This is a genomic window from Polaribacter tangerinus, from assembly GCF_038024095.1.
In the GTDB taxonomy this organism is placed as follows: domain Bacteria; phylum Bacteroidota; class Bacteroidia; order Flavobacteriales; family Flavobacteriaceae; genus Polaribacter; species Polaribacter tangerinus.
In genome coordinates this window covers 1,671,394-1,697,803 of the sequence record NZ_CP150668.1, presented here as the reverse complement: position 1 = coordinate 1,697,803, position 26,410 = coordinate 1,671,394, and the positions used below count along the sequence as shown (strand labels likewise).

Annotated in this window: 23 protein-coding genes; 2 read left to right on the top strand and 21 right to left on the bottom strand. The window is 28.6% G+C overall.

Translation table 11 applies throughout. The features are described 5' to 3' along the window. The first annotated feature begins 3 nt into the window (after nt 1–3). Nucleotides 4–1,044: a sensor histidine kinase gene (locus WHD54_RS07495; protein WP_088324531.1), complete on the top strand. Its 1,041-nt coding sequence runs from the start codon at nt 4–6 to the stop codon at nt 1,042–1,044. On the opposite strand, the gene WHD54_RS07490 is transcribed toward WHD54_RS07495, so the two are convergent. The 18 genes from WHD54_RS07490 to rnpA all read right to left on the bottom strand — a co-directional run bounded on the left by WHD54_RS07490 (nt 1,018) and on the right by rnpA (nt 20,920). Next, nucleotides 1,018–2,058 carry a glycosyltransferase gene (locus WHD54_RS07490; RefSeq protein WP_088324532.1) on the bottom strand — a complete coding sequence of 347 codons (1,041 nt, stop codon included), beginning with the start codon at nt 2,056–2,058 and terminating at the stop codon, nt 1,018–1,020. The two genes, WHD54_RS07495 and WHD54_RS07490, sit on opposite strands and share 27 nt — an antisense overlap. Before the next feature lie 28 nt (nt 2,059–2,086). Next, nucleotides 2,087–3,361 carry a phosphoribosylamine--glycine ligase gene (gene purD / locus WHD54_RS07485; RefSeq protein ID WP_088324533.1) on the bottom strand — a complete coding sequence of 425 codons (1,275 nt, stop codon included), beginning with the start codon at nt 3,359–3,361 and terminating at the stop codon, nt 2,087–2,089. A 94-nt stretch (nt 3,362–3,455) separates the two neighbouring features. Continuing rightward, nucleotides 3,456–4,193 (bottom strand): glycosyltransferase family 2 protein, encoded by a 738-nt coding sequence (locus WHD54_RS07480; protein ID WP_088324534.1) that lies wholly within the window; start codon nt 4,191–4,193, stop codon nt 3,456–3,458. Beyond that, nucleotides 4,194–5,552 carry an undecaprenyl-phosphate glucose phosphotransferase gene (locus tag WHD54_RS07475; protein WP_088324535.1) on the bottom strand — a complete coding sequence of 453 codons (1,359 nt, stop codon included), beginning with the start codon at nt 5,550–5,552 and terminating at the stop codon, nt 4,194–4,196. A gap of 36 nt (nt 5,553–5,588) precedes the next feature. Beyond that, nucleotides 5,589–6,755, bottom strand: a complete 1,167-nt coding sequence (locus WHD54_RS07470) for a glycosyltransferase (protein ID WP_088324536.1) — start codon at nt 6,753–6,755, stop codon at nt 5,589–5,591. Continuing rightward, nucleotides 6,745–7,299, bottom strand: coding sequence for a putative colanic acid biosynthesis acetyltransferase (locus WHD54_RS07465; RefSeq protein ID WP_088324537.1), 555 nt, complete (start codon nt 7,297–7,299; stop codon nt 6,745–6,747). Before WHD54_RS07465 ends, WHD54_RS07470 begins: the two co-directional genes overlap by 11 nt. After that, a complete protein-coding gene (locus tag WHD54_RS07460) occupies nt 7,277–8,368 on the bottom strand; it encodes a glycosyltransferase family 4 protein (protein ID WP_088324538.1) in 1,092 nt (363 codons plus the stop codon). Before WHD54_RS07460 ends, WHD54_RS07465 begins: the two co-directional genes overlap by 23 nt. Then, nucleotides 8,361–9,548 (bottom strand): O-antigen ligase family protein, encoded by a 1,188-nt coding sequence (locus WHD54_RS07455; protein ID WP_158211826.1) that lies wholly within the window; start codon nt 9,546–9,548, stop codon nt 8,361–8,363. Before WHD54_RS07455 ends, WHD54_RS07460 begins: the two co-directional genes overlap by 8 nt. Before the next feature lie 95 nt (nt 9,549–9,643). Next, the gene (locus tag WHD54_RS07450; RefSeq protein ID WP_143744271.1) at nt 9,644–10,813 is read right to left on the bottom strand and encodes an oligosaccharide repeat unit polymerase; all 1,170 of its coding nucleotides are present in this window, start codon (nt 10,811–10,813) and stop codon (nt 9,644–9,646) included. Nucleotides 10,814–10,888: 75 nt separating this feature from the next. Next, nucleotides 10,889–12,151 carry an oligosaccharide flippase family protein gene (locus WHD54_RS07445; protein WP_088324541.1) on the bottom strand — a complete coding sequence of 421 codons (1,263 nt, stop codon included), beginning with the start codon at nt 12,149–12,151 and terminating at the stop codon, nt 10,889–10,891. After that, nucleotides 12,151–13,299, bottom strand: coding sequence for a CDP-glycerol glycerophosphotransferase family protein (locus WHD54_RS07440; protein ID WP_088324542.1), 1,149 nt, complete (start codon nt 13,297–13,299; stop codon nt 12,151–12,153). Before WHD54_RS07440 ends, WHD54_RS07445 begins: the two co-directional genes overlap by 1 nt. An 8-nt stretch (nt 13,300–13,307) precedes the next feature. Continuing rightward, nucleotides 13,308–14,255, bottom strand: a complete 948-nt coding sequence (gene rfbC, locus WHD54_RS07435) for a dTDP-4-dehydrorhamnose 3,5-epimerase (protein WP_088324543.1) — start codon at nt 14,253–14,255, stop codon at nt 13,308–13,310. Beyond that, complete coding sequence (gene rfbA / locus WHD54_RS07430) at nt 14,255–15,109, bottom strand: glucose-1-phosphate thymidylyltransferase RfbA (protein WP_088324544.1); 855 nt, start codon at nt 15,107–15,109, stop codon at nt 14,255–14,257. The genes rfbC and rfbA overlap by 1 nt, the downstream gene beginning before the upstream one ends. A 1-nt stretch (nt 15,110) precedes the next feature. Beyond that, on the bottom strand, nt 15,111–16,118 hold the full coding sequence (gene rfbB / locus WHD54_RS07425; RefSeq protein WP_088324545.1) for a dTDP-glucose 4,6-dehydratase: 1,008 nt from the start codon (nt 16,116–16,118) through the stop codon (nt 15,111–15,113). Nucleotides 16,119–16,120: 2 nt separating this feature from the next. Next, nucleotides 16,121–17,164: a hypothetical protein gene (locus WHD54_RS07420; RefSeq protein ID WP_088324546.1), complete on the bottom strand. Its 1,044-nt coding sequence runs from the start codon at nt 17,162–17,164 to the stop codon at nt 16,121–16,123. 24 nt (nt 17,165–17,188) lie between these two features. After that, nucleotides 17,189–18,877 carry a DUF6909 family protein gene (locus WHD54_RS07415; RefSeq protein WP_088324547.1) on the bottom strand — a complete coding sequence of 563 codons (1,689 nt, stop codon included), beginning with the start codon at nt 18,875–18,877 and terminating at the stop codon, nt 17,189–17,191. A gap of 26 nt (nt 18,878–18,903) precedes the next feature. Next, complete coding sequence (locus WHD54_RS07410) at nt 18,904–20,541, bottom strand: S41 family peptidase (RefSeq protein WP_088324548.1); 1,638 nt, start codon at nt 20,539–20,541, stop codon at nt 18,904–18,906. Further along, a complete protein-coding gene (gene rnpA / locus WHD54_RS07405; RefSeq protein WP_088324549.1) occupies nt 20,519–20,920 on the bottom strand; it encodes a ribonuclease P protein component in 402 nt (133 codons plus the stop codon). Before rnpA ends, WHD54_RS07410 begins: the two co-directional genes overlap by 23 nt. Nucleotides 20,921–21,090: 170 nt before the next feature. Here rnpA and WHD54_RS07400 point away from each other — a divergent pair, with 170 nt between their 5' ends. Beyond that, complete coding sequence (locus WHD54_RS07400; protein WP_088324550.1) at nt 21,091–22,269, top strand: acyl-CoA dehydrogenase family protein; 1,179 nt, start codon at nt 21,091–21,093, stop codon at nt 22,267–22,269. 311 nt (nt 22,270–22,580) lie between these two features. On the opposite strand, the gene WHD54_RS07395 is transcribed toward WHD54_RS07400, so the two are convergent. From WHD54_RS07395 to WHD54_RS07385, 3 genes are all read right to left on the bottom strand, one after another. Further along, nucleotides 22,581–22,790: a YgaP family membrane protein gene (locus WHD54_RS07395; RefSeq protein WP_088324551.1), complete on the bottom strand. Its 210-nt coding sequence runs from the start codon at nt 22,788–22,790 to the stop codon at nt 22,581–22,583. A gap of 83 nt (nt 22,791–22,873) precedes the next feature. Beyond that, nucleotides 22,874–23,179 carry a hypothetical protein gene (locus WHD54_RS07390; protein WP_088324552.1) on the bottom strand — a complete coding sequence of 102 codons (306 nt, stop codon included), beginning with the start codon at nt 23,177–23,179 and terminating at the stop codon, nt 22,874–22,876. A 7-nt stretch (nt 23,180–23,186) separates the two neighbouring features. Then, complete coding sequence (locus tag WHD54_RS07385) at nt 23,187–26,381, bottom strand: efflux RND transporter permease subunit (RefSeq protein WP_088324553.1); 3,195 nt, start codon at nt 26,379–26,381, stop codon at nt 23,187–23,189. Nucleotides 26,382–26,410: the final 29 nt, after the last annotated feature.

The window sequence follows — 26,410 nt, the reverse complement described above, 5'->3', positions numbered from 1 at the left end:
TTATTGAAACTTAAAAAAACATATTCTTACGCACTTTGGTCTGCACTTTACCTTACAGTTCTATCTGTTGTAATTGCTACAATTTCTTACTTTTTTTTATTAGATTATTTGGGCCTTTCTACATTAATAATAGCCATAATAGTATTATTTATTATTTCTTTTTTTATTATTCAATATAGAGCTGAACACTTTATTTACAGACGTTTAAAAAAAATTTATGAAGAAGTATCTATTTTAAATGTTGCAGATTTGAGAAGAGATTCTGTAACAACAGATATTGATAAACTCTCTAAAAGAATGCAAAAATATGTAGAAGGAAAACGTTTAGAAATAAAAAGTTTAACAGAACGAGATTCATTTAGAAGAGATTTTTTAGGAAACGTTGCCCATGAATTAAAAACGCCACTTTTTACAGTTCAAGGATACATTCTCACCTTATTAGAAGGAAATATTGACGATAAAAAAATTAGGCTAAAATATTTAGAAAGAGCTAATAAAGGGGTAGAAAGATTGGTAGCAGTAACAAAAGATTTAGACCTTATTGCTAAGTTAGAAACGGATGGCTTACATATTCAAAAAGAAGTTTTTAATATTTTAGAAGTCATTCAAAATGTTTTTGATTTGTTTGAAATGAAAGCAAAAAAAAGAAACATTACCTTAAAATTTGATAAGATATACGAATTTCCTGTTTTTGTTGTTGGTGACTCCGAAAAAATTGAACAAGTGCTTATAAACCTAGTGGTAAACTCCATAAAATATGGTACCGTAGGTGGTACTACCATTGTAGGTGTAGACAATTATAACGAAAATAAATTTGCTGTAAAAGTGATTGATAACGGAGAAGGAATTCAACAACAACATTTACCTCGTTTGTTTGAACGTTTTTACAGGGTAGACCAAAGTAGGTCTAGAGAACAAGGTGGCTCTGGTTTAGGATTATCAATTGTAAAACATATTGTGGAGGCACATCAACAAAAAGTGTTTATAAAAAGCGTTTACAGACAAGGTTCTGAGTTTTCATTTACGATAGAAAAGGCTAAATAAATCTTTATCTAAAGGATTGCTTTCTGCAGCTAAACCGCTATAACTAGAAATATTATGTAACTTATTAATCGTAAAATCTTCAATTTTACAAAAAGGTGCTTTTTGGGATTTTGCTAAAAATGCTGCTAAATATTCTTGTTCAGGTTGATTTTTGGTAGGAATAAAAAAGGCTTTTTTTTGTAAAATAGCCAAATCCATTATCGAAGAATAACCAGACCTACAAAGTACAATTTTAGCGGAATTTACTATTAATTCTAATTCCTTAGAAGTTAAAAAATTATAGAAAATCTGGTTGTTTTTAGTCCATTTCTCTTGAGTATTAGAAACTTTTCCTAATACAAAAACAATATTTCTAGTATCGTTTTTAAAGATGTCTACTAACTTTTTTTCTATGAACGTTCTATTGGGCTCCGGACCAGATAAAAGGATTAAAACATCGATGTTTTTTTCAACTTCTTTCTTTGTAAATCGGCTTAATAAGCCAATATAATAAGTAGGAATTGGTGTTTTTTTTGAGATAGAAAGTTTTCCAGAAAATGTACTTTCTAAAGTATCAGGAACCCAACAAACATCGAATTTAGCTAGAAAAAATTCATGAACTTTACTTGCAAAATACGTGGCAAAACCTGCCAAAACTTTTAGCTGATGAGTAATATAAACCGAGGGAATATTTTTGTGGTACGTACCAAATCGGTTATCTGAAATAATGCCAACTACTGCTGTATTATTGTTTACGTAACTATTAATTACTTTACGCTCTTTTTTAATAGCGTTTAAAATCTTTGGAGATTGTAAGACTAAGTTCCACTTTATATTTTTTCCGTACTTAATACTGTAGGAGGGTAAAGTCAAGATCTCTAAATTAGGAAACTCATTTTGCAAAAATAATAATGCATTCCCGTCTGAAGCCAAAACTGGTGTAAAGCCTTGTAAAATAAGAGATTTAATAATTGGTACACAACGGGTGGCATGACCTAAACCCCAGTTAAGTGGTGCAACAATTATTTTTTTCATAAGTTGTAAAATTGGCTAATAATTGATATTAATTAACATCGAAACCAATATCTTTTCTATAATTGATTTTATCGAAATGAATTTTATCTATGCTATTGTAAGACTTCTGTAAAGCTTCATCTATAGAATCTCCAAACGAAGTAACTGCCATTACTCTACCACCAGCAGTAACAACTTTAGCATCTTTTAAAATAGTACCTGCATGAAAAACAATAGATTCATCTACCTTTTCTAAACCTGTAATTTCTTTATTTTTCTCATAACTTTCGGGATAACCACCAGAAACTAGCATGACAGTAGTGGCTATTTTACTGGTAACAGAAAAAGACTTCGTATCTAAATTTTTATGAGCTACACCTTCAAACAATTCTAATAAATCGGACTTTATTCTAGGCAATACAACCTCTGTTTCTGGATCTCCCATTCGCACATTATACTCAACTACAGAAGGGTTTCCATTATCGTTCATTAAGCCTATAAAAATAAAACCTCTATAATCTATACCCTCTTTTTGAAGTCCTGCTATGGTTGGTTTTACAACCAATTTTTCTACTTTATCTAAAAATGCCTCGTCTGCAAAAGGCACTGGAGATATCGCTCCCATTCCACCTGTATTTAATCCTGTATCGCCTTCTCCTATTCTTTTATAATCTTTTGCAGAAGGTAAAATTTTATAGTTTTTACCATCTGTTAATACAAAAACAGACAATTCTATTCCTTTTAGGAACTCTTCTATAACTACTGTGGTAGAGGCCTCGCCGAATTTTTTATTAGAAACCATTTCTTTTAATTCTTTTTTAGCTTCTTCCAAAGAATTTAAAATTAATACACCTTTCCCTGCTGCTAAACCATCTGCTTTTAATACATAAGGAGCTTTTAAAGTAGCCAGAAAAGTATAACCTTCCTCTAAATTATCTTCGGTAAAAGATTTATATTTAGCAGTTGGAACGCCATGTTTTTGCATAAATTTTTTCGAATACTCTTTGCTTCCTTCTAAAAGTGCTCCGTCTTTTTTAGGTCCGATTACAGGAATATTTTTTAAATCGCTATCTGCAAGAAAAAAATCGTGAACACCCTTTACCAAAGGTGCTTCAGGCCCTACAACCACCATTTGAATGTTGTTTTCTAAAACCGTTTGTTTTACAGCTTCAAAATCTGTAGGACTAATTGCAACATTTGTAGCAACTTTATCTGTGCCAGCATTTCCTGGCGCTACAAAAAGTTGATTTACTTTTTTACTTTCGGCTAATTTTAATGCAAAAGCGTGTTCTCTACCTCCAGAACCTAAAATAAGAATATTCATTTTTGTTGATATTGATTTTTTGTTGTGTACTGCAAATATATTTTAATTTGTTTGGATTGCTTCTGTCAATTAAGGAGAATTTATGTTTGATATATTAAAAACCCCACTTCAAAAAATATTTTATTGCAGAAGATGTGTGAATGAAAAAAAGTTTCACATTTTTTGAGGAGCTTTTTTTATGATGATGAATAATTTCGACCTCTGGATAATACATTTTTTTTAACCCAACTCGATCTATTTTCCTACAAATATCTGCATCTTCCATGTACAAGAAATATCGTTCATCAAAACCATTAAGCCTTATAAAATGTTCTGTTCTAAATAGCATGAAACAGCCATGAACAAACTCAGGGTATAACTTATTATTTACAGAAATATACTGATTGGAGCTTTTGGTTTTAGAAAACTTTCTTAAAATTAATTTCCAAAAAGAGGGATGATTTCTACAAACAGTTTGTTCTGATTTATTGGGATATAATACTTTGGGAGTAATAAATGCAAGGTCTACATCTTCTTCTAAAGCATTAATTAAAGGAGAAATAATATCGGTAGAAAAAGAAATATCTGGATTTAATATTAAATGATAATTGGCATCTAATTTATCAATCATAAAATTATGCCCTTTGCCAAAACCAACATTCTTATTCATATGAAAATACCGAATATCTGGTTGTTTAAAACACTCTTTTAATTGATCTGTAGGGCTATTATCTACTAAATATAGTTGTTTTGAAAACGGCAAATTTAAAAAAGAAGTTATTGTTTCTTTTAAAATTGAGTACGGCTCTTTGTACAGAACTATGGTAGCAGATAGTGTTACTTTTTTTTGCATTTAATAGGCTTTTTCTTCCCCTTTTAAAATATTGATAACAGTTTTAAGGATGATTTTAATATCTAAGAAAAAGGACCAATTTTCTATGTAAAAAATATCTAAACGTACTCTATTTTTAATATCGGATTTTTTTTTAATCTCTCCTCTATATCCACTTACTTGAGCCAAACCCGTTATTCCTGGTTTTACAATATGCCTCTTTAAATAATCATCTACTTGTTTTTGATATTCGATAGAAAGACTTTCTAAATGTGGTCTAGGTCCTACCACACTCATATTTCCCAACAAAACATTTATAAACTGTGGTAATTCATCTATACTTGTTTTTCTTAGAAAAGAACCAATTTTTGTTACACGATTATCATTTTTAGTGGTATGAACTTTATCTGAAAAATTATTAATTTTCATAGACCTAAACTTATAACATGTAAATTTATTTCCGTTTATACCTTCTCTTTTTTGCTTAAATAATAGTGGGCCTTTCGACTCAAATTTTACAATTACCCATAGGATTGGCCACAACCAAGAAAGTAATGTGAAACAAATAAATAACGAAAAAAACACATCAAAAGTTCTTTTTAGGTAGAAATTTCCTGCAAAATCAAAAGGTAACTTTTGTACATTTAAAACTATTAAATCATCATCATAAAATTCTGTACGCTGGTTTTTACTGTATAATTCAACAGAATTAGGTATTAATTTTAAACCTATTTTTTTTTCTAAACAAAACTTATTAATAGTTTTTATTTGTTCCTCTTTTAGTAATGTTAAAGAACAATAAACCTCGTCAATATCATTTTCGTTTATAAATTTAAAAACAGAATTGGTAGTTCCTAAAAAATCTTTACCCGAATGAGTATTTGTATCTGAAAAATATCCTAAAAAATTATATCCTAAGTTCGCTTTGCTTGTAAAAAGTTTAATAATATTTTTAGTAGAACCATCTAAACCAACCACTACAACATTTCTGTAATTATTACCAAGAGCTCGATATTTATTCAATACAAAAAAAGCTAAATATTTTATGGTTGTAATACTTATGGTTATTAGTAATAAAATTAGAAATTGATTATTAACAACTTCTCCTTCTTTAAAAAGGCCGAAATATGCGAAAAAACCAAGCGTAAAAATTAGTAACTGCTTTACTAAAAGTGATAAAATTCGAAGTTTTTTTGTAAAACGATACACTTTATAAAACCCTGTTAATAAAGAAGATATAAGCCAAAAAATAATTATGAAAGCTATAAAATGTTCGTTAAAAAATTGAGAATCGTTAACAATATAAATAATACAACATATGGTTAGTACATCTATTAATATTTGCAGTGGTTTAATTAAGTAAGAATATCTTTTTTTCAAAGCTGTTTACAGTAAGTATAAATCAAATACATTTTATTAACGCAAAACTTTTGAAATCATTTTATCTAAGGTAAAAAAGTTTTCAGCAATGCTTTTTTGATGTCCAAAATTAACGTCTAAATCTATTAAATGTTTCAAAGAATTAATTAACACACTTGTTTCCCAAGTGGTAACTGCTTTTTCTAGTTTATTATTTTTAAAAAAATGTTCAAGCTCACTACCTTGATCAGTAATTAACAGTATTTTACATTGAGAACTCAATAAATTGGGTAGTTTAGATGGCAAAGAACCTTTTGAGGTATTTTCCTTTTGCGGTATAATTTGTATATCACTTTTTTGGTACAATTCTTCTAAATTTTTAATATCCACCAATTTATGAAATTGTATTTTTGAGTTAGAGTTAGAATTTTTTAATGAATTAAACACCTCTCCTTCAGAAAAGAAATGAAAAATAGTGTTTTCTATTTTTGATGAGGCTTCTAAAAAAAAATTATATAATTTTTCTGGGTTTTGTTTTTCACCCAAAGCCCCCGAATAAACAATATTGATATTCTTTTTGTTAAATATTGCGTCTAAATCGTTTGTAATACTATTTTTAAGAGTTATAAAAGGGTATTGAACTTCTATTATAGTATTTTTTAAACCATAGAGTCTTTTTGCTTCACTACACATTTCATTTGAAAGAAAAATTAGTTTATGGCAACTATTGTAACATCTCTTTTCAATTTTATGTATAAAATATTGAATTATCTTATACAAAAATCCTTTTTTATCCTCTGAATAAATTTCTTGTAAATCATGAACCATTCCTACCTTTTTTATTTTTTTTGATAAAAAGGGTACAATTGCAAAAAAGGCAAAGCTAGGTGGAAAAACAGGTATAATAACATCTGTGTTATTTTTATATTTTTTTATGTTCTTTACAATAAAAAACATAAAACTAAGCTCTAAAATAAACCTTCTTACGAATGTGTTTTTAGAAAACCATAAAAATTTTCCCCCTCTAATAATTTTAATACCTTTAAGTTTTTTGCTATTTTTTTTTATAACCCAATTGGGATAAAAGGGATGATAACATAGTACGTTTACATGATGACCTTCATTTTTAAGTGCAATAGCAAAATCTGTGTTAAATTTTCCAGTAGATATGGGTTCTGGATAAAAAAACGGGGAAATTATTAAAATGTTTTTTTTATTGTTCACTAATTCTATCTCTTATTTCTTTTGCAGGGTTTCCAATGCAAATTTTATTGCCAGGCAAATTATTGTAAACACTACTTCTAGAACCAACTACGGTTCCTTTTTCGATGGTAATACCAGGAGCAACAAATACATCTGTTGCCAACCAACATTCATCTTTAATATTTATTTTTTTTGCAAAAATAGGGAAATCTGATTGTAGATAATTATGAGAACCTGTGCATAGATATGATTTTTGAGAAATAACTACATTATTACCAATTTCTAAATCTCCCAAAGAGTATAAAACAACATCATCTCCAATCCAAGTGTAATCTCCTATAACTATTTTCCAGGGATAGGTTATTCTTACAGTAGGTCTAATTATGACTTTTTTACCGATTTTTGCTCCAAATAAACGAAGTAAAAACCGTCTGAAACCATACATAAATTGTGGCGACATTCTAAAAAATATTCCTTGTACAATCCACCATAACTGAACTATAAATACATTTCTACCTCTAAAATTTTTAGGTAATTTAAATTTATTTAACTCTTGTATTTGCATTTAAAACGTGTAAAATTTTCTTTTTAAAAATAGCTACTGTATAATTATTAGCAAAATAATGTTTATTATGTAAAGAAATATCTTTTATTATATGTTTATTTTGATCTAAATACAATAACTTTTCAAGAATACTATTAGTGCTTTTAGGAACAACAATGTAACCATTTAAACCGTCTTCGATAATATCAATTATACCAGCATGACTGGTAGATATTATAACATTTTGTGTTGCTAGTGCTTCTATTATAGAAATTGGTTGACCTTCCATTTTGTAAAACGTAGGTAATACAAAAATATTACTCCATTCTAACAAATTTCTCTTATCCTTATCATGAACAACACCTACATAGGAGGAACTTCTCAAATTTTTTATTTTTCTAAAGATAATTTCTTCTAAACTTTTATCTATGTTACCAGCAATTTTGGCTTCGAAAAGTATGTTTTTGTCCTCTAAATCTTTCAAAGCATCTAATAAAAATAGAATTCCTTTTTCTTCCATTAAATTGCTTAAAAAAATTATTTTAAGTTTTGTAGTATCTAAATCTTTCTTGCTCTCAAATAAAAAATCTTGAGCAAAATTTGAAACAACAAAAATTTTGGAACTCTCTAAAAATGGAGATAAATTGTGCTTAAGAGAATTTGATAAAACTATTCCTTTTGTAAATTTAGAGACTAAAAAATAAAATATCTTTTTTTTAAGTCCGGTAAGTTGTTTGTATTGTGTTCCTAAAAAATTACCATGCACATGAATTATTAATTCTTTTTTTAAAATGGATGAAAGTAATATAAAAAGGCTGTATTTGGTAATTCCAAAAAAAGTTTGACCTGGTGTAATGTAAACAATACTGCTTTTAAAAATTTTAAAAATCTCTAGGTTTAAACGTAAGAAAAATAATAGCTTTCTAACAGAGAAACTACCTACAGAATCTTCAAAAAAAGGATAGGAGGTATTTACAATACTTGTATTAAATTCACCTGAATGCTCTAGTATCTCTTTGACAACTTTATTGGCTAAAGATACTCCAGAAATAGGATTCGGAAATGGCCCTATGATTAATACTTTATTCATTATTTTTTAAGCTATAATTTTTAAATGTATAAAAATTAAATAAAAATGAAAATAAAATTACACCACTTTGTCTATCTAATATGTTTTCAAAAAACATAAACATAACAAACATTAAAAGTATACTAAATGCTAAATAATCTTTACGAATGAAAAACAATTTTAAATTAATTACTAGTGGAATAATAAAAATTATTAAACCTAAGACGCCAACTGAAAGTAAGATTCCAAAATATTGATTATGACTGTTCAGATTTTCACTTACTAAAACTTTAGATTTACTCTTATAACAATCTTGAAGCTCGTTTTGTACATCACCTATACCATATCCAATCATCAATGATTCACTAATTTTTTCTAATGCACAATTATATACACCATATCGAACACTAGTTGAAGAATTTTTTTCAACTTTATTATAACTCTTAATATCAAAAACTTCTTTAAACCTTTTAATTGTATCTGGTGTAAACTTAAAAACGAAGAAACTAGATATGAGAAAGAAAAACATAATGAATAATAATCCTGTTTTCTTTCTTTTTTGAGTTATCAAAAACAATAGTATTGAAGAAATTAAAAATGATATAATTACTCCTTTTCTACTTAGAAGTAATAGAATAAAAAATTGAAATAAACCTATTACAAGAAGTAAAACTTTTATTTTAGAATTTTTAAAAATACTAACAATAATTAATAATGAAAGCGAAAGATATATTGATAAATATATAGGGTGCTCATTTATCCAAAAGAAACCAGTGTTTAATCTTGAAAGAAATTTACTTAATTCTATTTTTGTTGAAATGTAATTTCCATACTGAAATGAAATAATAAAAATTAAAATTGACAAAATAAAAGAAGAAATAATATATATATATTTAAATGTAAACTCTTCTCTTAGAATAGTTTTAGCTGTTTTTTTATAGCCAGAATAAAGGGTAAAAATTAGGGGAATTATTATTAATGATAGTGTTGTTTCTAATAATGATAAACCTAATTGAATATTTTCAGAATAAAATAGACTACCAATATATAGTATAAATAACAATGAATTTATTAAATAAATAAAATCAAATTTTTTCTCTTTCTTTTTGAAAACAAAAAAAGCAAAGCAAGCAAATACAAAAACAGGTAGTCCTTTAATTTTAAAAGGTAACAAAGGAAAAAAAGAAAAAAAAACAAACACAAAATTAGTTGCCGAAAGATTTTTATTTTTTAAGTACTGTTTAGTATTGCTAATAACTTTCTTATGTAAAAACTTCAATTATGCAGCGTTTTAAATTATTTATTCGTAAAGGCTAGACTAATCCAAAAGACAGGCATACTCCATAAATAAGAGGATGCAGGCATAGAAAATATTAGCCAAGATATTAAAAATAAGTTCCAAAATATTTTTCCAATATTATTATCTTCATTTAATACTTTTATAAAAGATTGATATACTATTCTAAGTAAAATAAAAAAGAATATCAATCCTATGAGTCCATATCTAAATATTAATGAAAATGGTAATAAATGTATATTATGGACTCTTTTTGCACCTAATAAAGATGAATTTAATACTGAACTATCACTATAAAACATACTACCATCAATTGTACCACCAGAACCTAATCCAAATATAAAGGTAAAAATATCACTAGTCCAATATTTTACAACTATTTTGGCTTCAGTTATTCTCTGTACTATTGAAATGAAAAAGGGATTAGAATAATCTATACCCTTATTAAATATAATAGCAATTTGATTTATTCTGTAACCAATATTACCCTTAGGATTAATAACGAGTAATGCCATTTCCAAAATTTGTTCTTTTAACAGATAGATTAAAATCATAAAAATTAAACCAAAAAAGATAACAGCTCTACTTGTATAAACGGTTCTAATTTTCTTTAACAAGAAAATAAAAAACAATAAAAAAAAAATAATAATCTGAGTTCTATTGGTAGAAACTACTAATAGAAAATAAGGTATTAGTATAAAAATAGCACTTATGGTTTTACCATTTAGTATTTTAATAAAGCTAACTATAGCCATTAATATTAGTAATATAGCTGGTGCTTTAATATTAAAAAAAAGACATATATATCCTAGAGATAATAAAAGCATTGAAAACAAATAAAATCTACTATAATTTAAAATAAACTTAGCTTTGTTACTGTCTATTATAAAAAATAAAGTTGCTCCAAAAGCTATATATATAAAATCTGTAGCAACATATAAAATAGGATTTTTATTGACTAAACCTATAATCACTGATACACTAGCAAAAGATAACCATCCAAAAACAAATAATTTTTGATAAGATATATTTTTCTTAAAGCTAAGAGGAAACCTAATGTTAATAATATCTAAAATAAAAAAACATGCAGTAAATAGTAATAAAACTATCCTAAAATAAGGGGTTAGAGTAAAACCTCCACTATCAGAAAAGGAAGAAATAATATCCAAAACTATTTTTAGAATTATAAATAAAATTATAAAAGAAAATACTTTACTTTTTTTTATTAATTGGTATAAATCCATTTAATTATGTTTAAATAGTATTATAGTTTTTCTTTTTACTGAAAAATAAAACCTAATTAGAACCATTAATACATCGCCAAAAACTCTTAGGTATATTAAACTCCAAAAATTTAACTTATCAAGCATAAATAATAGTAGTAAAATAACTATATAAATTACTGATGTAAAAATTAAAGAAAAATTATATTCTTTATAGTAACCAAACGCCACTAATGAACAAGTACCTAATACAAATGTTAATGCTACAAATGGTGATAGAATAGACAGAAACTTTAAAACTGATGAATACTCAAGCATTTCATTACCTCCATATAAAAGCATTAAACTATCAGACAATATATATGTTATTAAACCAATAAAGCTGCCTATTATTAGTGATGCATATACTATCTTATTTAGTATATTTTTATTTTTAGTTCTAGATATTGTTGGAAAAACAGCTTGTTGTAACATTTCAAAAGGAATAACACCTAACATTACTATTTTTAAACTAGAATCAAAACCAGCTACTTGTTCTAATTCGCAAAATTTACCAATAAAAAAAATTGTACCGAAGTTAAAAACTAAAGATAAAAACCTACCAATAAAAAAAGGTAATGATTCCTTAAAATAGCGGATTAATTTATTAGCTGGTAGTAATACTATTTTTATTTTATGATATTTAAAAAGATAAAACACTCCTGAAACCCCAATTAATATTGAAGATATAACAAATAAAATTATATAAGACAATAAGCTATACTTTGAATTCACAAAAACTATAGTTCCAACAAGAAGAAATATTCTTGATAAAAAAACAATAAATACTGCTGGTTTTAGATTTTCAATTCCTTGAAAATACCAAACCGGAAATAACACTTCTCCTATACCTGCAAACATTAATAACAATAAAAAAGTTTTATATGCTGAAAATGATTCAAAATTTACTAAAAGAAAAATACTTAATAAAGACATTATAAATAATACCCCCTTTATAATAAAAATTGAGGAAACTATTTCGTTAATTTTTATTGATTTATCTTTGTTCTCTACAATATATTTAGCTGCATAAATATTAAATCCAAAGTTGACAATCATTATAAAGTATTGAATAACAGAATCTAACCATGTAATTAATCCATATTTTTCACTTCCAAGAATTCTAATTAAATACGCGGCTAAAACTATTTTAACACCTATATTAAAAAATTTCATTAATGTTAAATACGAGAAATTTTTTAATATAATTTGATTGTTAGTATTCAAAGATTTAAAAATATTCATTATTTAAAAATAGTATTAAAAACTTTTTCAGAAAAATTATTCTCAAATGAATGAAAAATATCTCTAATATTTTTTCTAATTTCTGAAAAATCATCTTCTTGTTCTAATAATGTTTTTTGTAAAAAAAATATTAACTCTTTTTTGGAGGAGATAATTTCTCCTGGCATATATTTTTTGGGATTATCAAAAACAAAGCCCCTAGAATTTGAATATTGTTCAAAATCTGAAATAATAAAACCAATTGGTTTATTTAGTAAAAGGTAGTCTATATAAATTGATGAGAAATCTGTCAATAATAAATCCGTATTTTGTAAAACTGAATATAAAGAAATCCCTTTTTGTTCAAAACTATCATTATTTAAAAATGTTAAGTTAGAAAATGTTTTAAAATCAGTAATGCCTAAATAATCCATTGGATGGATTTTTATAAAGCATTTGGAATTTATAGATTTAAAAAATTCATTTAGTTTGATTAAAAAAATTTCTTCAAAAAAATCATTCATTTGGTCTTCTGCTCCATCTTTCCTTAAATCTCCAATCTTAGATTTTCTATAGGTTGGCATCCAAAGTACGGTTTTATTAAAATTGATTTTTTCTTCTCCTGTTAAATTATAAAGACTAAAATTTTTTTCTAAAATAAAATCATTTCTTGGTTGTCCTGTAATCAATACATTATCATTTTTTATTAAAAAAGCTTGTGACATTATTTTTTGAAACAACTTAGATGTAGCAATTACAAAATTAGATTTAGGAACTCTATTATTTTGATCCAAATACCCAATGTTTTTTAGTGGCATTCCATGCCATAAATTAACATTTATTTGTTTTGTAGATAGGCTTATCTCATTAAAAAGACCATGAGTAAAAAAAATATATTTTGATTTACAAAAGTAATAAACTCCAAGTATCGATTTTTTTTTAACAATTACATAATTTGAAGAAGTTGTATAGTTTGTAATTAATTGATTGTATTTTTCTCTATTACTACCTGTTATAAACCATATATTTTTATATTGCTTATGATTATTAATAACATAACAAAAAAAAGCAAAGCAATTATCTGAAAAATTAGGAAAACTATGGTAAATAATAAATTTTTTGTTTGGTTTAAAAAAAAATCGAATAATGATAATAAATAAATGAATCATTTTTTTATTTATTTGTTATTAAATGATTTTTTAAGCTTTGTTGTAGAAATATCTACTGTTCTTGGTAAATATATTACTTCACAGTATTCTTGTAAAAAATCAAATTTACCAGCCCAATCATCTCCCATTAAAAAAATATCAGCTTTTGTATTTTTTACATCTTCAATTTTTTGTTCCCAACTGACTTCTGGTATTACTAAATCAACAAATTCTAATGATTCCAAAAATTCTTTTCTTTTTGAATAAGGTATTTTACACTCTTTACCTTTTATAATATTAAATTCATCTGTTGACAAACCAACTACTAGTTTATCACCTAATTTACTTGCTCTTTTTAGAATTTCAATATGGCCATAATGCAACAAATCAAAGGTACCATATGTTAATACTGTTTTATTAGTTTTAAAAATACTACTGGTAAAATCCTTAACTAATTTTAACTCTTTATCTTTTTCAGATAAAATAATTTCCTCTTCTTTTAAACGCCAATCTATATTTAAAGTTTTATCGTTGTATATAACTCCAGTTTCTTCATTTTTATTGTAGTAATTATCACATTTATAAGAAAAAATAGTATTGTTTTCTAAAGTTACAAAACCGTGTAAAAATCCTCTTGGAATAAAAAGTTGTTTGTTATTCTCGCCTGATAATTCAATAGAAAAATGCTTACCAAAAGTTGGCGAATCTTGCCTAACATCTACCACAACATCTAAAACGCTACCACGAATTACTCTTACTAATTTTGCTTGAGCATATTTTCCTTTTTGCATATGCAAACCTCTTAAAACACCTTTTTGAGAAATAGACTGATTGTCTTGTACAAAATTTACCTCTAAACTTGTTTTTTCTTGAAATGTTTTCTTGTTAAAAGCTTCTATAAAACTACCTCTTTTATCACCAAAAACAGTAGGTTCAAGAATAAAACAACCTTTTAAAAAAGTTTCTGTTACTTTCATTAGAGCTTAAATAAATTACTAGAATAGCCACTTTTTAAATAAGGTTTTGTTAAGGCTAGTAATTGTTGTTTGTTAATAAAGCCAGCTTTGTATGCAGCCTCTTCTATTGCCCCTACTTTTAAACCTTGCCTTTCCTCTATAACTTGCACAAATTGGCTAGCTTGCATTAAAGAATTAAAAGTACCTGTATCTAACCAAGCGGTTCCGTTATCTAAAATTTTTACAGCAAGTTTTCCTTGTTTTAAATAGGCATTATTTACGGCTGTAATTTCCAATTCTCCTCTTTTACTTGGTACAATACTTTTGGCAATATCTACCACTTTATTATCATAAAAATAAATTCCTGGAACTGCATAATTAGATTTTGGAATTGCTGGTTTTTCTTCAATTGAAATTGCGTTCTCATTCTCATCAAACTCAATAACACCATATCTTTTCGGATCGTTTACATGATATGCATACACGATACCTCCATCGGGGTTTGTACTATTTTTTAATAATTCAGACAATCCTGTTCCATAAAAAATATTATCCCCTAAAATTAATGCAACAGAATCATTTTCTATAAATTCCTCTCCTATTATAAAGGCTTCTGCCAATCCGTTAGGATGTTCTTGCTCTGCATATCTAAAATTACAACCAATTTTAGATCCATCACCTAATAATTTTTTGAATAAAGGGACATCTTGTGGCGTTGAAATGATTAAAATATCTTTTATGCCGGCAGAAATCAATGTAGATATCGGATAATAAATCATCGGTTTATCATACACTGGCATTAACTGTTTGCTAACTGCCAATGTTAATGGATGTAACCTTGTTCCTGAACCTCCTGCTAATACTATTCCTTTCATTTTATTGATATTTTTTTAAATACCATTGAACTGTTTTTTCAATGCCAGACTCAAAATTTTCTGATGCTTTCCAAGCCAATTCTTTTGTTATTTTTGATGCATCTATTGCGTATCTAAAATCGTGACCTGCTCGGTCTTCTACAAAAGTAATTTGTTCTTTATATGATGTTAACTTTGGATGAATTTTATCTAGAATGGAACAAATTCTGTTTGCTATATATAAATTATTACGTTCATTATTTCCTCCAATATTATAAGTTTCTCCAGACTTACCAGTTTTAAAAACCAACTCGATACCTTTACAATGATCTAAAACATACAACCAATCTCTTATGTTTTTTCCATCTCCATAAATAGGAATTTCATTACCTAAAATAGCATTTCTAATAATTGTTGGAATCAACTTTTCGTCGTGTTGTTTCGGACCATAATTATTTGAGCAATTGGTAGTTACTACATTCATGCCATAGGTATGAAAATAACTTCTCACCAAAAAATCTGAAGATGCTTTCGATGCACTATAGGGGCTATTGGGAGCATAAGGTGTTTTTTCTGTAAATAAACCTGTATCATCTAATGTACCATAAACTTCATCTGTAGATATATGATGAAATCTTGCTTTCTCAAAACCGTTTTTGAAAGTATTCGGAGACTCCAACCAAAAATTTCTAGCGACGTCTAATAAAGTGAATGTTCCTAAAACATTGGTGCTTACAAATGCTTCTGGGTTTGTAATAGAATTGTCTACATGAGATTCTGCTGCAAAATGAATAACCGCAGAAAAACGATACTCATCAAAAAGTTTTTCTACTAAATTTTTATCACAAATATCTCCTTTTACAAAAATATACCTCTCAGAATTCTCAACTTCTTTTAAATTATTTAAACTTCCTGCATAAGTTAATGCATCTAAATTTACAATATTATATTCTTTATTGCTATCTAAAAAATAAGTTATAAAATTAGCACCTATAAAACCTGCACCACCTGTAACAAGAATTGTTTGCATGGCTACTTTTTATAATTGTTTAAAAAAGTATTTAACTGAATCAATAAAAGTAAAGTTACCATACCAATAAAACCAAAAAAGGCATATATAACTCCCTTATTTTGAGAAATCCCTTTTATTTCATATCCAATAGGTTGAAAACTAGAAATAATGTTTACTACTTCATATTTTTTTGATTTTTCGCTAACAGCGTCTTCTAGCTTGGTATTTAATTTTGTAGAAGTTTCGAACAGTTCTAACTCTTTGGTTGTTCTTTTTGTACCTCCTAAATCGATACTTGTTCCGCTTGTTTGTTTTTTTGCCTCTTCTAATAGTACTTTCATATAAACCAGTCGTAAAGAATCTATTTGCATTAAGTTTGCTCTTAACAAGGCATCTGTTCTGTCTAAGTTTTCATTTGTTAACTCCTTAACTTTATTAAAATACTTATTTTGAATGACAGCATTTAAAATAGGTTCTTGAAGCTTACTAAAAACATCATTTTTTTCTGATATTACCTGTATTTTATGAACATTATAATCAGTAACTTTAAAAGAAGCTTCGAAATCTTCGAAACTATAGCTTTTTACGGTAGTCGTATCTACCTCTAATACAAAATCATTGTAGGCATTAATAATATCATTTTTATCTACAATGGGTGTTATGGAAAATTTCTTTAAAGATGCCGCTGTTTGTTTGTCTATATTAAAAACTTTCTGAATAGTAGCTGTATCTTTTTGTCTTACCAAATCGTTGTAAAAATGAATATTGTTATACAACTGACTAGCACTTTTAAAATTAGGAGAAACTAACAAATCTGAACCAAAACGCTTCCCTTCATTTACCTCTAAAAGAACACCAACTATTAAGCCTATTCCGGTTGCAATGCCAATTTTTATAAGATTACTTTTTATAAAAATTAGTGCTGTAACTATTGCATGAAATATTCCTTTAAAAATAGATCCTAAAAAAGTAAAGAAATTAGAAATTCCTTTACCTATTATTAAAAATAAAGAGCCTAAATCTACTTCTTCTTCGTTCTTTTTTGGTATAGGTTGGGTTGCCATTTTTTATATTTTTTTAAAAAGAGACTAACTATTAAAAATTTGTTCTAATATTTTTTGTGTGATTGCATATGTTGGCGTAACTCCCGTCATTCCAAGACCTCCAGATGCTAATGTTGCTCCGGTTTCTAGAGGGTTATCTGAAGCGTAATAAGCGTATCTTACTTTTACGTCTTCAGAAATGTTTCCTCTAATTTTAGAGGCAGACTGTATGGCTTTTTGATAATGTGCTCCTTCCATTTCTAAACCAATTACACTCCAAGTAGAATCATGAAAAAAGCTGAGTAAATCTTTGTTTTGCAAAGATGTTCCTAATACTGAAATCATGGCTCCATCAAAAACTTGTATACCAAAACCTTCTAAATCTTCTTTTTTTAATTCATTCTTAAAAGGATAATTATCTGCTGTTCCTTCAAAAATATGTGACGTAGGAATCATGATATCTCCTTTACCTCCTTCTAAAATACCCGCTTTTCCCATTATGGAAACCGATTTTACGTTTAAGTGAGTTTTTACTCCTTTTTTGCAAGTATATGGTTTTAGCAACTCGTCCATCGTTTCATAAGCCTGCTCTCCGAATGCATAATCCATTACAATGATTACTGCATTTTCTTTTATTTCTTGCTTTTTAGAGAACGTTAAAACATTAAAATTTATTTTAGCTATATCTATAATTTGTACATTTATATTTGTGCCAGAAGTATCTTTTACATAGTACAACCCATTTTTAGAGGCAAAATCTTTCACTTTTGCTTGTAAAGGTTTGCTGTTAGAATTACTTAATAATTGATATAATTCAAACCCTTTTAAATTTTTACTTTCTGTTGGCAATGCATTTTTAGCATATATAGAATTTAAAACACTGTGCATATTTGCACTAATAATATGTATGGGTCTATCTAATAATCCGTTATCATTTAAAACACCTTTTATAGTATTTGCCCAAATTTCTCCATAAATATGATGGCCTATTTCTTGCACCAATACAGAGCTAAATGTAATGGTTCTTTTTTTATTTTCTACTACTTCGTTAATAGCTAATTGACCTAACCAATAAATGAGTTGAAAAAATCTATCGGGATTTTTTTCTGTAGATAACGCTTTATAAATGCTTAAAACTTCATCAAAAGTTCTTCCTAAAATATTACCTAAATGAACAATTACAACTTCTCTTTCTTGGTCGGATAACTTTTTATGATGCACTACCAAATCTTGCAAATGCCTCCATTCTCTTGTAAAATCTTCGCCATCATTTAAAGTTACTCTTGCCTGTATTTTGTGAGATTCTATAAATAAAAAAGTAAGATGCGTTAAAATATCATAAATTTCAGATCTTCCTCTGGTAATTTCAATATTCATTTGATCTTTGTCTATTCTATAACAATTTCTTCGCCTTTTTGGCGGAATGATAGACTTAAAATGAGAATTTTTATATCCTTCGTCTGCCGTTAAATTAATAAACTGACATTCTTCTATTCCTTCTGGAAGTCTTTCTATTACATAAATTAAACCATTTAATTCTACACGATCTTCTGCAATTGAACCGTAAATTTCTGGTCTTAAGAGTAGTAAGGATTTTCGCAAAGTTTCTCCTGAAATTCCCATTGGCTTGTAAAAACCTCTGCTAAATAAATGTCGCATAGAAATGTAAAGTTTTTCTATGGCATTGGTAGATTCTTGTGCTCTGGTTCTGGCTATTTTTTTAATTTCTGACATGTCGTATTTTAAGTTACAAATATAAATTATTTGCCCGATAGTATATTTTGATATTTTTCTTGATCTTTTAACAACGTTACTGCTTTAGAAATAGTTTTATCATTGGTAAGATTATATTTGTACACGCCCTCTTTATACACATACCTTTCTAAAATTTCTTCGGTTAATAGCCTTAAAACTATCTCTTTATTTTTAGAAATACTATCAATTTTGTTTTTGTACAATGCTTCTTTAATAGTATTGTAAGATTTAATAATTTCCTTGTTTTTTGAAGCTTTTACAAACGCTTTTTTAAATAATAATTCTTCTGAGGTTACAAAAGTGGTGTCTGTTTTTAAATAACTAGTAAAGTCTCTAAAATCATCATTTTTAAAAGTGAAGGATGCTACAGATGATAACACTGGGTTTTTATAATAATAGTGTGTTGCATAATTAAAAATAGCCTTACTTTTTACAAGTGCATTTGTTGTTTTACTCTTTGTATTATTTTCTATAACTACATCTGGCATTACGCCACCACCATCATAAACAGTTCTTCCATTTTGGGTTGTAAAAGACATTTTTCCTCGGTCAGAAAACTTTGGCACCTTACCGGTTTTAGGGTCTCTGTTTTCATAATCTAACTCTTGTATGCAGCGTCCGCTAGGAGTATAATATTTAGAGATTGTTACCTTTAATTGTGTACCATAAACTAAAGGTCTGTAACGCTGCACTAGTCCTTTACCAAAAGAACGATTTCCCATAATTACTGCTCTATCGTAGTCTTGTAAAGAACCACTAACAATTTCAGATGCCGAAGCAGATCGTTCATTTATCAATACAACTATAGGAATTTCTAAATCTAAAGGGTCGTTTTTAGTTTTATAGGTATTGCTCCATTTTTTAATTTTGGCTTTTGTAGTAACTACTGTTTTTCCTTTTGGTAAGAAAAAATTAGCAATCCGAATAGATTCTAGTAAAGAGCCACCAGGGTTATAACGCAAATCTAAAATCAATCGATTCATACCTGCTTTCTTTAATTTATGATACGCTTTTTCTACTTCAAATGAGGCTTTTTCATTAAATCGTGTTAAGGTTATATATCCTGTTTTTTCGTCAACCATTTCTGCAAATGGTACCGGATTTACAATCACTTTTTCTCTGGTAATTTCCTTTTCAAACGTTTGTCCTTGTCTTTCTATTTTTACAGAAAAAACACTGTTAGGAGTTCCTTTTAAAAGCATAGAAAGTTGCGCTGAATTCATGTTCTGTAAAGGTTGATTATCTACAAATGTTATAATGTCTCCTGGCTTTAAACCCGCTTTATCTGCAGCAAAACCCTTATAAACTTCTTTAATTTGTATTCCTTTATCAACATAAAAAACAGCTACACCAATACCACCATACTCGCCTGCTCTTCTAATTTTGGCTGTTTCTACATCTTGTTCGTTATAAAAATTTGTGTAAGGATCTAAATCTTTTAATGTATTTGTAATGGCTTTTGTGGTTATTTCTGCAGGATTAATTTCTCCTACATAATACATATTTAGCTCCTTAAACAAGGTCGTATAAATTTCTATTTGCTTGGCTATTTCAAAAAATTTAGACTGAAATGAAAATGTAACAAATACGGTAACCAACAATAAAATAATTGTTCCTTTTTTATTCATTTTTATTTTTCTCATTGTTCTTATTTTGGGTTTTACTGATAAATAATCGTAAAAGTTTTTCCATTTTTAAATACATTTCTTGGTAAGAAATTTCTTCTTTACCGAGATATGAAATCATAAAAACATAAGGTTCTTCTAGAGCGTTGTAAACAATTTCTTTTTGTAATCGGTAAGTTTCTCTGAGTAGCCTTTTAATTCTGTTTCTTTTTACAGCGTGTTTAAAATTTCGTTTGGAAACAGATACACCAACCTGACAAGGGAAATTTGAGGTATGTGTCGTTTTTACATACATCATTCTAAGCGGAAAAGCCTTCATAGACTCTCCTTCTAAATAAAGTTTTTCTATGAGCTTTTTACTCTTTAGTCTCTCTTCCTTGCCTAAGGTATTTTTCATTGTTACAAACTTAATAGAAATGAACTACTTTTTAACAATTTCTATTCGCTAACTTTTTAAAAGTTATGTATTTTTATGCTGATGTATCAAATATAACCTTTTTGTAAACTATTAATTATAGATACACTTTTACAAAATGGAAATATTCTTTAGTAAAAAACTTTAAAAAAATGAAGCCAGATCTTTTTACAGCACCTGACTATTACAATATTGATGCCCTTTTGTCTGATGAGCATAAACTCGTTAGAACTGCTGCTAGAGATTGGGTTAAAAAAGAAATTTCTCCAATTATAGAAACGTATGCACAAAAAGCTACTTTTCCAAAACATCTTTTAAAAGGATTGGCAGAAATTGGAGCGTTTGGCTCTTACATTCCCCAAGAATACGGCGGTGCTGGGCTAGATCAAATTTCTTATGGCCTATTAATGCAAGAAATAGAACGTGGCGACTCTGGCATTCGCTCTACTGCCTCTGTGCAATCTTCGTTAGTAATGTACCCTATTTTTGCTTATGGAAATGAAGCACAACGTAAAAAATATTTACCAAAACTAGCTTCGGGCGAATGGATTGGCAGTTTCGGATTAACAGAACCAAACCACGGGTCTAATCCGGGAGCAATGGAAACAAATTTTAAAGATAAAGGCGATTATTATTTATTGAATGGTGCAAAAATGTGGATTTCTAATGCCCCCTTTTGCAACATTGCTGTGGTTTGGGCAAAAGATGAAAACGGTAGAATTAATGGATTACTAGTAGAGCGTGGAATGGAGGGATTTACAACTCCAGAAACACACAACAAATGGTCTTTAAGAGCCTCTGCAACCGGAGAGTTAATTTTTGATAATGTAAAAGTGCCTAAAGAAAATTTACTGCCAAACAAATCTGGCCTTGGTGCTCCTTTGGGTTGTTTAGACTCTGCTAGATATGGCATTGCATGGGGAGCAATCGGTGCCGCTATGGATTGTTATGATACTGCTTTACGGTATGCAAAAGAACGCATGCAATTTGGCAAACCAATTGCACAGTTTCAATTACAACAAAAAAAATTAGCAGAAATGATTACCGAAATTACAAAGGCTCAATTGCTAACATGGCGTTTAGGAACTCTAAAAAATGAAAATAAAGCAAGCTCTGCACAAATTTCAATGGCCAAAAGAAATAATGTAGAAATGGCTTTAAATATTGCAAGAGAGGCAAGGCAAATTTTGGGTGGAATGGGTATTTCAGGTGAATATTCTATCATGAGACACATGATGAATTTAGAAAGTGTAATTACCTACGAAGGTACACACGATATCCATTTACTAATTACAGGCTTAGATATTACCAATTTAAATGCTTTTAAATAAAAAAATGTTAAGATGCTTTTTTAAGCAATATATGAGGACACCTTTTGCAGTTGATTCCCTTTTTTTTATACTTTTTGCAACAACTAGTTTTCGGTTTTAAACAACTAATAGCACAATCGCTTTGGCAACTATTACTTGCTAAAATATCTTTTTTGACTATCTGTTGAGTGTAAAAAACAAGCATAATAAACAATTATAATGCAAATATAATTCTTTATTTAGAATAAATAAAAATAGATTGTATTTTTTCTCATAAAAAAAGCACTTGAATGATAATTTCAAGTGCTTTTAAAATTTAAAATTCTTAAAACCTAACAAGAACTACAACTAGCTCCTTCGCCTTTAACTCCTAACTTAATAAGGATTTTTTCTAACAGACACCATTTAGTAAAAGCAGACTGAATTAAATTTACCCCAATAAAAACTGTAAACCATATAAAATATTGACTTACATAGTTGGTAAGCACTACACTTAATAAAACCATTGTACCCACAATTACTCTAAAATACTTTTGTAACATTTTTATTCAATTTTTAAAGTAAGACCGCTAAAATCTTACTGTATTTATTTTTAAATTTCTAAGAACATCTATTCGTAAAACTCTTAAATATAGCGCTCTACCGGAACAACTATTGCTTTAACAAAATTTGATGTCTCTAAATTTTTATTAAACTCTTGTATCAATCCAAACAACAAATCTATGTGCTCATCATCTGTAAAAGAGAAAAATAAACGCGATTCATTGCCTGCTTTTTCTGCCGAAAACCAATTTGACGATAATAAAACAGGTGCTATATTTTTATAACCATCAATATCAGAGGTACTTAAATTTTCGATATTAGCACTTTTAAAAAAGTCTAAAACTTCTTTTTGATATTCTTCTACCGAAGTAACGATTACTAATTTCATAAATTAATTATTTAAAATTTTTCTTTTCTATCATATAATACACTAATGGAACAACTAGTAAAGTAAGTACAGTAGAAACTATAGTACCTCCCATTAATGAAATTGCTAAGCCCTGAAAAATTGGATCAAATAAAATTACAAATGCTCCAATTACTACAGTTCCTGCAGTTAATAAAATTGGGGTAGTTCTAACGGCTCCAGCCTCTATTGCCGCTTGCTTTAAAGGAATGCCTTCGGCGGTTCTTAAATTTATAAAGTCGATTAATAACACCGAGTTTCTAACCATAATACCCGCTAAAGCAATCATACCTATAAAAGAAGTAGCCGTAAAAAATGCTCCCATAACCCAGTGTCCTAGCACAATACCTATTAAAGACAAAGGCACAGCAACCATCATTACTATTGGCGCTTTAAAATTTTGAAACCAACCTACAATTAAAATATAAATTAAAATTAATGCTCCTAAAAAAGCAATTCCTAAATCTCTAAAAACCTCTAGCGTAATTTGCCATTCACCGTCCCATTTTACAGTATAGTTATCTTCTTGCTCTGGCTGTCCCATATACATTTCACTTAGTGTATATCCTTTTGGCAAAATTACTTCTTTGAGCTTTTTATCCATACCCAAAATAGCATACGCCGGACTCTCTAACTCTCCAGCCATGTCTGCCAATACATACACTACTCGTTGCTGATTTTTACGATAAATACTTTTAGCCGATGGTACTTCTTCTATGGTTACTAAATCAGAAATAGGTACCATAATACCTAACTCTGATGTAACTTTTAATTGAGAAATAGCAGAAATTGACGCTTTCTCTTTTTCCTCTAAAGACAATATTAAACCTACCTGATGCACAGCATTTTCGTCATATAAAGTAGTTATTGCAGTATTGGATAAAGCCATATTTAGTGTGTAACTAATTTGCTGTGGGGCAACACCATACAACATTGCTTTTTCTTTGTTTATGTTAAATACATACTCTGTTCTATCGGCTTCTACCATCCAATCGATATCTACCACATCGTTTGTGTTTTGCAATATTTGCTGTACTTGATTGGCAATATTTATTTGCTCATCATAATTTGGCCCGTAAACTTCTGCAACAATAGTAGACAAAACTGGTGGTCCTGGCGGCACTTCTACCAATTTTACATTTGCATTAAACTTCTGAGCAATTTTTTGAATTTCTGGCCTTAATAGTTTTGCGATGTCATGACTTTGAATGCTTCTTTGAGATTTATCTATTAAATTTACCTGAATATCTGCCATATTACTCCCTCCACGTAAATCGTAATGACGCACCAAGCCATTGAACGTAATTGGAGCAGAAGTACCAATATAGTTTTGAAAATTTACTACTTCTGGTCTGGTTGCTAAAAACAACGATATTTCTTTCGCTACCACTGCAGTTCTCTCTAAAGTGGTTCCTTCTGGCATATCGATAACTACCTGAAACTCATTTTTGTTATCGAAAGGCAACATTTTTACTGCAACAGAGTTTGTAAAAAACAATAACATTGTTGCTAAAAGTACCGCAAAAGTTCCTCCTAAAAACAGCCATCTGTAGGTTTTGTTTTCTAATAAAGGTCTTTCTAACCTATTGTAAATTTTGTAGATAAATGTATTTTCAATAGGCTTATCTTCTTTTTCTTCTTGTTTCTTTTTATCTTTTTCTCTTAAAAAAATCAAGCCTAAATATGGTGTAATCGTTAAAGCTACAAAAAGAGATAATATCATGGCAATAGACGCTCCTATTGGCATTGGCGCCATATATGGCCCCATCAATCCAGATACAAAAGCCATTGGTAAAACCGATGCAATAACTGTAAATGTGGCAAGTATCGTTGGATTTCCAACCTCATTAATTGCATACAAAGCAGCTTGCTTAAACGGTAGTCGCTTCATTTTAAAATGCCTATGCATATTTTCTGCAATAATAATAGAGTCGTCTACCACAATACCAGTTACAAAAACAAGGGCAAAAAGCGTAATTCTATTTAAGGTATAATCCATTAAATAGTAACTTAAAAGTGTTAAAGCAAAAGTAATTGGCACCGATAAAAACACCACCAATCCACCTCTCCAGCCCATGGCTAACATTACTACTAAAGTTACTGCAACAATAGAGCCCATAAGGTGTAATAACAGTTCCGAAACTTTGTGTGAAGCAGTTTCGCCATAGTTTCTAGTTATTTCTACATGAACATCATCTGGCAATAAGTTTTTACGTAAATGCTTTACTTTGTCTAAAATAACAGCTGCAATTTTCATAGCATCTGCCCCTTTTCTTTTGGCAATAGAAATTGTTACCGCAGGATAATCTGAATTGTAAGTGTTTGCTTTTTCACTTCCTTTTCCAAAACCTAAACTCACATAATTTTGAGGTATTTCTGGACCATCAATAATTTTAGCAATTTGCTTTAAGTAAATAGGTTTATTGGCTTGTACACCAACTACTAGATTTTCTACATCGGTTACATTTGTTAGAAAATTACCTGAATTTACAAGATATTCGGTATCATTTTTATCGAAACTTCCTGCACTTAATTGCGTATTATTTACTTGTATCATTTTAGAAACAGACAAAAAATCTAAACCGCTAGCTGCCAATTTATCTTTATCTAAAACAACACGTAGTTGCCTATTTCTACCACCTATTTTGTGCGTAATGGCTACGTCATTTACTTTTTTTATTTCTGTCTCTAACTCTTGTGCTATTTTACCTAACTCATAATCGCTATAATTTTCGCTCCATAAAGTTAGTCCTAGCATTGGCACATCATCAATAGCGCGTGTTTTTACCAAAGGAAGCGTAACTCCTTTTGGTAACTTATCCATATGCTTATTTATTTCATTATATAACTTTACAAAAGATCGCTCAATATCCTCGCCAACATAAAACTGTACAATTACCATTGCTTGCTCTTTCATGGCAGTGGCATAAACATATTCTACCCCTTTTATATTAGATATTAATTGTTCTAATGGCTTTATAACTCGAGATTCTACTTCAATAGGACTTGCCCCTGGATATCCCACAAAAATATCGGCCATTGGCACATCTATTTGTGGCTCTTCCTCTCTAGGTATTAAATAAGAACTATACACACCAACCACCATAAATACAATCATCAACAACACTGTTAACTTAGACTGCATAAAGACTTTGGCAATTTTACCAGCGAAACCTTCTTTCATTATTATATATTTTTTGGGCGTTTTAACAG